Source organism: Ruminococcus sp. 210702-SL.1.03 (assembly GCF_020559915.1).
Classification (GTDB): Bacteria; Bacillota; Clostridia; order Oscillospirales; family Ruminococcaceae; genus YE71.
The window spans coordinates 1-398 of sequence record NZ_JAJCLZ010000131.1 but is presented as its reverse complement, the minus strand read 5'-3'; the positions used below and the strand labels follow the sequence as shown (position 1 = coordinate 398).

Here is a 398-nt window from a genome sequence, read left to right as displayed (position 1 = left end):
TGCAAATCTGTATTACTATGGCAGCGGTATAGAGAAAGATCTGTCGCAGGCTTTTCTTTGGTATCAGAGATCATCCTCTCAGGGGCAGCCTTATGCGGCTTATTCTATCGCTCAAATGTACAGATATGGAGAGTATGTCACCAAAGATAACGATACAGCACAGCGATATTACAAACAAGCTTTGTCGGGATTTTTGAAAATCGAAAGCGATGATATGGCGAACGACGATCTGTTTTACAAATTAGGGCAAATGTTTAAGCTTGGACTTGGAACAGACTCAGACGTTACAAAAGCGATCGAATACTTCAGATGTTCAGCTGAAATGAATAACAAAAACGGCTTATTTGAGTATGGCAAAGCACTTTTGATAGGTGAACACATTCCGCAGAATACAGATA

General features: G+C 40.2%; 1 protein-coding gene. It reads left to right on the top strand.

Going from position 1 to position 398, the window contains the following annotated elements; all coding sequences use genetic code 11:
* A partial coding sequence (locus tag LI114_RS13775; RefSeq protein ID WP_227221140.1) for a tetratricopeptide repeat protein occupies positions 1-398 on the top strand: 398 nt, incomplete at both ends.